We start from the raw sequence: 8,891 nt of genomic DNA on the forward strand, positions 1-8,891 counted from the left end.
ATCCATTATGAAACGATATATTCCATATAGCATATTGACGGTCTTGCTATTTTCGCTGATCACTGCCTGCAAAAAAGATTATGCTGATCCTTCCGGTCCTTCCGCAGAGCAGGCCTACAGTACACCGGCTACGCTGGCTGCCGACGCAGTAGGGCTACAGGCATGGTATGCGAAAGACAGGGTAGGACTGTTATATAACACCGTGACGTCCGCCAGCTTATTGTGCTATGAAACATTTGTTACTAACAGGGGGAATACCGATGAAGCGCAGGTGGGTGACGGTGGTACCAAGATACAAAATACAAATGCTGTGGTGACCCAGATGTGGGGGGTAAGCAATAAAATCCGTTATGAGGCCGACAGCATCATGCGTAGAACCAATGCCATCGTAACTGACAAAGGATTTGCCAGTGGTATTATTGCCTACGCCTCTATATTCAAAGCGATGGCGATAGGTGTACAGGCGAATTTTTGGGAGCAGGTGCCGGCAAGTATGGGCAGGCCGGATACCGTAACCAACGATGTTAAATTTATTCCGGGCAGCCAGGGGTATACTTTAGCGGTGGCCACATTGGACAATGCCCTCAATACCATAGCTACTACGCCCATTGGTAGTAATTTTACGCCTAATGTGCCCAGCACGGTGAACATCATTAATACATTGTATGCCCTGAAAGCCAGGTATGCGCTATGTGCCGGTGATTACGCCACTGCGCTGGCAGCAGCTGATAAAGTAGATCTAAAGGTGACATCCGTACTCGCTTTTAATCAGCAGATCACCAACCCGGTATTTACGCTGGTTACGGCTACAAGTAATATCTACAACGTGGCGGATTCTTCGATGGGCCTGCCGGTGGGTTTGCGGCCTGATAAGAATGATCAACGGATACCGTTTTACATTTTGTACCAGGCGCCACCGAAGAAACCGGCTTTGCTGATCAACGGCTTTTTCAAGACGAATGTCACGGCAGTACCCATTTACCTCCCTGGAGAAATAACACTGATAAAAGCGGAATGCTATGCACGTCAGCATAACTTGCCTGCTGGCCTGGCCGAGTTGAATAAAGTGGTTACCAAATCGCCGTCGGCAGATGCTTTTGGTGTAGGTGCACAATTGCCGCCTGCAGTGGCTGCAACAGAAGCTGACTTGTTAACGTTGATTTATAAACACCGCCGGATAGAGCTGTTTATGAGTGGGCAGGAATTGGAAGATAACCGCAGGTTTGGAAGACCCCAAGCCGAGCGTGGAAGAAATTATTTCCCATATCCTTTTGTAGAAAGGAACGATAATCCGAATACACCGGCAGATCCGGCGTTTTAAAGCATTCAAATAAAAAGGCCGCCACGCATTTGCGCGTGGCGGCCTTTTTGTTTATAACACCTCCGGATTGGCAATGTTAGCCGGATGGCCATTTACAAAGCTCATGACATTTTCAAACGCTTTTCCGAAATATAGTTCGTAGCTATCTTTTTCCACATAGCCCAGGTGTGGGGTGCATACTACATTGGGCATCTGCAGCCATTCGGATTGGGTATCATATATCGGTTCTTCTTCGTATACATCTATGCCGGCAAATCCGGGCCTGCCGTTTTTAAGACCCGCCAACAGTGCTCCTTTTTCAATGAGTTCCGCGCGGGATGTGTTAATGAATACTGCAGTCTGTTTCATCAGGCTAAGGTCGGCCGCTTTTACAATGCCGGCAGTGCTGCTGTTTAGCCGGAGATGGAGAGATACCACATCTGAGTTTTGGAAGAAATCTTCCTTCGTTGTTGCTTTTTCAAAGCCATCCTGTACCGCCTGTTCCCTGGAACTTTCACTCCCCCATACCAGTACTTTGGCGCCGAAAGCTTTTGCATATCCGGCAATCATTTTCCCGATTTTTCCGTATCCCCAGATACCGATTGTTTTCCCATGAACGGTAGTCCCGATATTCACTTGCCATTGGCCATTTTTCATGCCTTCTATGGCAGCGGGAATTTGTCTGAGCGTATTCATGATCAGTATCCACGTGAGTTCTGCGGGGGCAATAGGAGAACCAATACCTTCTGCTACGGCAACTTTATGTTTGGTGCAGGCGGCCAGGTCAAGGTGTGCGGCTATTTTACCGGTTTGACTGATAAGTTGCAGGTTGGGAAGTAAGGCTAACAACGCATCGTTTATTTTCGTTCTCTCTCTGGTTAATACCAGCACCTGTGCATCTTTCAATTGTGCAGCCAGCAATGCAGGGTCTTTTTCTGTATGATGCAGAACAGTTACGTCTTGTGATGCCAGTAATTTAAAACAATCAAGACGCGTGATAATATGTTGATAGTCATCCAGAATAGCTATTTTCATGTGTCTGGCTTTAATGAGGTATGCAAATTAATTTTTTATAGGGAGATGCCCACCTTATTTTTTAAGCGATGATATTTCAGATAGGCGTAGAGGTGAATGTTTTTTGTCATTCACAAAAAGTTGTTACCTTTCCCTCCGTTTGAATATGCACCTATACACGACCCTGCGCATCGGCGCCTACCACATCAATCATTGTGAGGATTACCTTTTTACAGATACCATTGGAAGTGATAAAATTGTTTGTGCCGTAATGGATGGCTGCACCATGGGAAAAGACAGCTACCTGGTGGCTACGATAGTGGGCAAATTATTACGTAAGATTTGCAAGGCGATTGGTTATAAGGAATTCTATACAAAAGAGTTGGCCGCCTATACACCCGATAAGTATCTCAAAGAAATATTACGGGAGCTGTTTAGAGAAATCAATCTAATTAAAAACCAGTTGCAACTGGAGCGGGAGGAATTGTTAACTACCTTAATTATTTTAGTGGCAGATACACGAACCGATAAAGGTGTATTATTAGCCGTTGGTGATGGCGTCGTAAATATTAACGGCGTGGTAATATCTTTCGACCAGGATAATAAACCCGACTATCTTGGATTTCATTTGTCGTCTGATTTTGAGGATTGGTATCATGCCCAACGGCAGCGAATTACTATTGACACGCTGCAGGATATCAGTATTGCCACAGATGGTATTGAATCATTTACCAGGTTAGCCGTACCTGCAGATGACGAGTTCGTTGATCCCGTTGCATTTTTGTTGCAGGATGGTACTGGCCTCGGCAATGAGGAGATGTTGCCTATGAAGTTAAAAACGCTGGAACATCGGTATGGACTTAATCATACGGATGACCTGGCGGTGATACGAATGGTAAGATAATTTTCATCAATTTGTTCTATGAGATCGTTATTGTTTGTTTTTCTGCTGCTGCCTTTATGCACTTTAGGTCAACTACCTAAGCATCCTGTTAAGACGAAAGTAAACCAGGACAGTGTGTATACTTTTGTAGAAACGCCACCTGGATTCCCGGGAGGTGAAATAGCGTTGGCCACGTATCTGGCGAAGAATATCCATCTGACAAATGAAATAGCGGAAGAGGGGCGTTTCTCTTCTTTTGTCAGCTTTGTTATAGACACATCAGGTTGTATAAGTGATGTATGATTGGCGGAAAAAAAGAGAAGTGAAGGAGCGCTGGATAGAGAGTTAATGCGCGTGGTGAAAATGATGCCGGCATGGCATCCTGGCCGGGAGCGGGGACAGAAAGTGAAGGTACTTTTTATGCTGCCGTTGCACCTAGCCGCGCGGGAATAGTAACAGGAAATTATTGCGCTTTCGCCAGCGCTTTTATCATTTCTTTGAAGATAAAGCCGTGAAAAGGCAGTACTGCGTACCAGTAGAGATGCCCTGCCAGTCCATGCGCTACGTAGGTAGCAGTTTGATGTAATACGTTATTTTCATCAATATAAAATTCCAGCCAGGCTTCCCCGGGTAATTTCATTTCTGCATATAATAACAGTCTTCGTTCTTCCCGGTTGGCATAAGCCACCCGCCATACATCCAGTGCTTCCCCGGTATGAATGTTGTTTGGATGGCTGCGTCCACGACGAAGCCCAGGGCCCCCGAAGATCTCGTCTATAAAGCCTCTTAGTTGCCAGAGCCAATTGGCGTAGTACCAGCCTGTAGTACCTCCTATCGAAAATATTTTATACAGGGTTTGTTCAGGATCAGCGATAGTTGCAGTACGGATGTCACGGTAGCAATTTTTGGTTGGTACCGTGGTATGTGCTGACATGTCTTTCATTATTATCTCCATCTCATTCCTGTAAAATGGTTGCGAATGTATGGAATGATTTTTTATGAAGAAGATATTTGTAGAAGTCATGGGATTTAATATATTTGATAACCCTAAAATTGTCTGCTGTTCCAGATGATATAACCTGCTTTATAACAAAACACCCCCAAACACTAACAAAGAAGCCACGCTTCAAAAACAACAAACGTATGACTACCGAAGAAACACTATATCTCTCCATTGGACAAAAAATCAAAGATGCAGAACAAAGCCAGATGTTCGGGAAGCCCTGCTTTAAAATTAATGGAAAAGCATTTATCTGTTTTTTTCAAAACGAAATGGTTTTTAAGTTGGCGGGTGATGTACATGGAGAGGCGCTAAGTTTAGACGGCGCTATGCTATTTGACCCTTCAGGTAAAAATAGAGCAATGAAGGAATGGGTGCAGGTGCCGGGCGATTATAGCGATCAATGGGTGAAGTTTGCAAAGGCAGCAGTGAAGTATGTGGGAGGGAAGTAGGGGAATATCCCGTAAATAATCCTTTTAATTTGTATGCTTGATAATGCTTTAATACATTTTATCGAACGAAAGAATAAAAAGTATGCTTTGATATTGGGTGTGGCTAATAAAACGGGATGTTAATTTAAAATGAAGTGAGCCAATTTGATAGAAAACAAGTAATATTGCTTCGAGATATTCTGATAACCTAATACCTATATGAAGTACTTGTGCCCGTTACCCGCCTTGTCTGAACAATCTATAAATATTTTGTATGCTGACCTGCGTTATTCCCGTGTTAACGTGGTGACAGAATGTACTGATATGCCAAGACGCTTGTCAGAATGATTAGAATAGAATCAATTTTACATAACCCTAATTTACTTCTTTAAAGTTTTTAGCTCTGGAAGACATTGGTGGAGTTTTTTGTAATTAATCCTGAAACAATAAAATCATATTTAGATAGTTTATGAAGAAGACCTTTGTTATTTTGTACTGTTGTTTGATATTTCCTCTTATGCTTGCAGCGCAGTCAGGAAGCCCGACGTTACCTAAATTGATTAGCCCATCACCGGAGGCCGCATCGATAACCAAATATGGTATTTACCCTGTTAGTCTTTTTACTGGATTGCCATCTATTAGTATCCCTGTTTATACTATTAATGTGCGGAACTTCTCACTTCCAATTTCCTTTGATTATCATGGGTCCGGCATAAAGGTCGATGATTATGCCAGTTGGATAGGATTAGGTTGGAATATTACTGCTGGTGGTGCCATCACCAGAACAACCATGGGAGTTCCCGATGATGATAGTTATGGATCATTTTATCATCCAATAAAGAGAGAGGCTGCTGTGGGGCTGGGAGATTATATGACCCTGCTTGATATCACTGAGAGGAAGCAGGACAGTGAGCCGGATATATTTTATTATAGCTTTGCCGGATTTTCAGGAAAGTTTGTATTTGGACCCAATAGGGAAATAAGGGCGGTACCACACAACAATTTGAAAATTACTTATACAGCAGATCGTTTATTTTCTGTAGTAGATCCTAATGGGAATACATATTTATTTGAGAAGACAGCCTTTAGTACGTCCTATTCGGAAAATGGGGGAATACAATACTGGCCGGTTACCAGTTGGTATCTAACTAAAATTATACTTGATAATAAAGTAGATACTCTTTCATTTGATTATGCCGGATCTAATCAGGGGCCAAGGCAGTCACTCGATTATGGTCTTACTGTTGGGCGAATTCCTGCCCATACCCCTGCTGGCTGCTCTGATGGCACCAGAGACTGTACACAAATAGGTTTCGTGTCATCAACAGGTTGGACGAGGACCAATATTTTCAATTCGTTTACAGACTATTATGTCAGCAAAATTACTTTTCCTGGAGGGAGGGTTCGATTTGTACCCGGACAGTCTGACAGGATGGATTTTGGAGGACTCGTATTAGATTCTGTTATTGTGGAGAATAGCACCAGAGTGGTTAAGAAAATGGCGTTAACCCATGATTATTTCTTTTCGAATGATGGTTTTAATTTCTATGCTTCTCCCCGGGATAAATATCGGTTGAAATTAACAGGTATCAATGAGGTGGGTGATGCCAAGGACTCCGTGCTAACGTATAAAATGCAATATGAGGAACAGTACAAGCTGCCGCCTCGTATGAATTGTGGAATTGATTGGTGGGGATACTATAACGGGCATACCGAGAATCAGCAATTAATACCACTGGATGATTTTGGAAGAGAGTATAGTTTTACTGACAGAGATTTGGGCTTCACCACCACTTCTTCAATAATATATCCTGCCAAGCGTGATCCTGAAGAAAGTAGCATGAAGGCTGGTATGTTAAAGAGAATACAGTATCCAACAGGTGGCTATACAGATTTTGAGTTTGAAGCAAATAGGATTGCAACAAGCAAATTGGTGGAGGACCCGGGGCGAAGTTATTTTGTTGCGGCAAAGAAAGACGATGGACCAGATGTGACTTATAGAACTGTTGAATTTGTGGCAGATGCTACTATTGGTGAATTCGATGTATTACCTGCCGAAATGCAGCTACTTATACCGTTAACGGGTAATATTACCCAGCCTTATGTTTTGTTTCAGAATTTAACAACAGGAATATCATATAAGTACACAACATTCCCCGGGGAGCCAAAATCGAGAAAATTCAATGTTGCAATAAACCAGGGAGACCGTTACCGCCTAACGGCTCATATATCCCCTAATCCTGCAGATCCCAATGATGACACAGATGATGAGGTGGTGGCCACGCTCCATTGGGCAGGAAGAAACAAGCATTATGAGCCTACGGTACAAATAGGCCCCGGCTTAAGGATAAAGAGTATCAAATCATATACTTCAACCAACAACTTAGTAAAACAGGAAGATTACAGATATGGCGAAAAAGAATCAGGAAATGGAATGGTTAGCTTTTTCCCGCTGATGTTTACTAGTCGTACTTACGAGCAGAAAGGGATGTATTGCTATCCTGCCCGTTTAGGAGGGCCTGAGGTAATTGCGCAGCCTTACAACGTGCTTCAGGTATTAAGTAAACCAATATTCTCATATTCTGATATTGGTGGTAGTACTGTGTTTTATCCAGAAGTAGCTAAATATGAAGTAGGGCCCGAAGGCGACAACGGAAAAGTGGTCAATAAGTATGAATTTGAATTAGATGAGAAAATTGACTACCGTTATCCTGATCCTCAGTTATTGGTCAGCGCAAACTGGAAGAGTGGACATTTGCTATCAGAAAGTATTTACAAGAAAAAAGATAACGGATATCAGTTGATATCAGAGGTGAAAAATACTTATCAGACTTATCTTTTCGACACCACCTATGGCCTCAAAGTCAGACAGCAAATAATTTACCCTAACACAAGAAATTGTATAGGCCTTGGTACACCGGCAATGGAATCCAGATTTGATAAGGATTTTGCCTATTTTGAATATCCGGTAGTTTCAGGTGTTAAGAAGATGATCTCTTCCATTAAAAAAGACTTTACGGATAATGACAGTTTACAGGTAGAGACCAACTATAGCTATCAGAATGTAGCTCATTTATTGCCTACAACTGTTCAGACAGTCAACAGTAAAGGAAATGCCGTAAAAAGTATTTTCAGGTATCCACAGGATAAGGGAGGAATAACAGGTATTTCGCCACAAGAGTCTATTGTAATAGACTCCATGGTGCAAAGAAATATGGTGGAGAAGTTAATAGAGAAAGAAGATTACGAATCTAATGTATTAACGCAAAAAGCGCATTATGAATACAATCTTTGGGGTACTTCCAAATACTTGCTGGCGCTGAAGAAATTTAAGTTGAAATTAGGCAGTAATGCTTCGGAAGATCGCTTTGAAATATTTGATTACGATAAATACGGCAATATCCTGGAGCAGTCAAACAGCAATAACGTACATGAAGTATATTTATGGGGATATAATAATTTGTATCCAGTTGCAAGGGTACTTAACAGTAATTACCAAACTGTTAAATTATTGGTCGATGATGCAACCATACAAAACCCCGCGACTGATCAGATATTACAGACTGAGCTTAATAAGCTACGCAACAGTGCTACACTTAAAGGAACATTGATTAATACTTATTCCTATTTCCCATTACTTGGCCTATCAGGTGTAACAGATGAGGCATCAAGGCGTACTTTTTATGAATATGATGGTTTTGGAAGACTGAAGCTGATTAAAGACCAAAATGGTAAGATTTTAAAGTTAATGGATTATCAGTATCAGCAACCTTTAAGTAAATAAATTTCCTCCATTTTAGAATTGCACTATGAACGAGATTTGTCTTAGAAAAATACTTTACCCCCTATTATTTGTGTGTGGTTCATTCGAATTGCACGCTCAGAATATACCTGCCGGAATTGCAAGAGCTAATGCTACCCCGGTTGCAATCCCATCAGGTTATACAATGTCATCGATCAATTATGTACGTAGTTGGGAACCCAGTGCTCCAATAGCAGATCCGATTGCAGTCAGTACTTCTTCTGATTTAGCCGCTGTGAAGCAAAGCACAAAATATTTTGACGGCCTTGGCAGGCTTTTGCAAACGGTAAATAAGGGAGTAAGCCCATCGGGTAAAGATCTTGTTGAACCTATAACTTACGATGCTTTTGGTAGAGAAATATATAAGTATCTTCCTTATGTTCCCAAAAGTGATAACGTAAGCGATGGTAAATTTAAAACGGATCCATTTGCCGCTCAGCAGGCATTTTACCAGGATGGCA

Annotated in this window: 8 protein-coding genes; 6 read left to right on the forward strand and 2 right to left on the reverse strand. The window is 42.1% G+C overall.

Annotated features, from left to right (window positions below; translation table 11 throughout):
• The first annotated feature begins 7 nt into the window (after positions 1-7).
• Positions 8-1,321, forward strand: coding sequence for a RagB/SusD family nutrient uptake outer membrane protein (locus J7623_RS12860; protein ID WP_291920698.1), 1,314 nt, complete (start codon positions 8-10; stop codon positions 1,319-1,321).
• A gap of 51 nt (positions 1,322-1,372) precedes the next feature.
• Here the strand turns inward: J7623_RS12860 and J7623_RS12865 are convergent, their stop codons facing one another.
• Entirely contained in the window at positions 1,373-2,335 is a 963-nt protein-coding gene (locus tag J7623_RS12865; protein ID WP_291920699.1) for a D-2-hydroxyacid dehydrogenase family protein, read from the reverse strand.
• A 145-nt stretch (positions 2,336-2,480) separates the two neighbouring features.
• Here J7623_RS12865 and J7623_RS12870 point away from each other — a divergent pair, with 145 nt between their 5' ends.
• Both J7623_RS12870 and J7623_RS12875 read left to right on the forward strand, forming a co-directional pair.
• Positions 2,481-3,218 carry a protein phosphatase 2C domain-containing protein gene (locus J7623_RS12870; RefSeq protein WP_291920700.1) on the forward strand — a complete coding sequence of 246 codons (738 nt, stop codon included), beginning with the start codon at positions 2,481-2,483 and terminating at the stop codon, positions 3,216-3,218.
• A gap of 18 nt (positions 3,219-3,236) precedes the next feature.
• Positions 3,237-3,500, forward strand: coding sequence for a hypothetical protein (locus J7623_RS12875; RefSeq protein ID WP_291920701.1), 264 nt, complete (start codon positions 3,237-3,239; stop codon positions 3,498-3,500).
• Positions 3,501-3,660: 160 nt separating this feature from the next.
• Here J7623_RS12875 and J7623_RS12880 read toward each other — a convergent pair whose 3' ends face one another.
• Positions 3,661-4,131: a DUF2867 domain-containing protein gene (locus J7623_RS12880; RefSeq protein ID WP_291920702.1), complete on the reverse strand. Its 471-nt coding sequence runs from the start codon at positions 4,129-4,131 to the stop codon at positions 3,661-3,663.
• Positions 4,132-4,340: 209 nt separating this feature from the next.
• On the opposite strand from J7623_RS12880, the gene J7623_RS12885 reads away from it, so the two are divergent.
• The 3 genes from J7623_RS12885 to J7623_RS12895 all read left to right on the forward strand — a co-directional run.
• Positions 4,341-4,649, forward strand: a complete 309-nt coding sequence (locus J7623_RS12885; RefSeq protein WP_291920703.1) for a hypothetical protein — start codon at positions 4,341-4,343, stop codon at positions 4,647-4,649.
• 448 nt (positions 4,650-5,097) lie between these two features.
• Positions 5,098-8,412, forward strand: coding sequence for a hypothetical protein (locus J7623_RS12890; protein ID WP_291920704.1), 3,315 nt, complete (start codon positions 5,098-5,100; stop codon positions 8,410-8,412).
• A 25-nt stretch (positions 8,413-8,437) separates the two neighbouring features.
• The coding region (locus J7623_RS12895) for a DUF6443 domain-containing protein (protein WP_291920705.1) at positions 8,438-8,891 on the forward strand (454 nt) is incomplete at its 3' end.

Source organism: Chitinophaga sp., assembly GCF_017745275.1.
GTDB lineage: Bacteria > Bacteroidota > Bacteroidia > Chitinophagales > Chitinophagaceae > Chitinophaga.

Bases quoted from the DNA above. Each gene is read 5' to 3' on its own strand.
- J7623_RS12860 (WP_291920698.1), top strand. From the start codon at position 8: ATGAAACGATATATTCCATATAGCATATTGACGGTCTTGCTATTTTCG.
- J7623_RS12865 (WP_291920699.1), bottom strand. From the start codon at position 2,335: ATGAAAATAGCTATTCTGGATGACTATCAACATATTATCACGCGTCTT.
- J7623_RS12870 (WP_291920700.1), top strand. From the start codon at position 2,481: ATGCACCTATACACGACCCTGCGCATCGGCGCCTACCACATCAATCAT.
- J7623_RS12875 (WP_291920701.1), top strand. From the start codon at position 3,237: ATGAGATCGTTATTGTTTGTTTTTCTGCTGCTGCCTTTATGCACTTTA.
- J7623_RS12880 (WP_291920702.1), bottom strand. From the start codon at position 4,131: ATGTCAGCACATACCACGGTACCAACCAAAAATTGCTACCGTGACATC.
- J7623_RS12885 (WP_291920703.1), top strand. From the start codon at position 4,341: ATGACTACCGAAGAAACACTATATCTCTCCATTGGACAAAAAATCAAA.
- J7623_RS12890 (WP_291920704.1), top strand. From the start codon at position 5,098: ATGAAGAAGACCTTTGTTATTTTGTACTGTTGTTTGATATTTCCTCTT.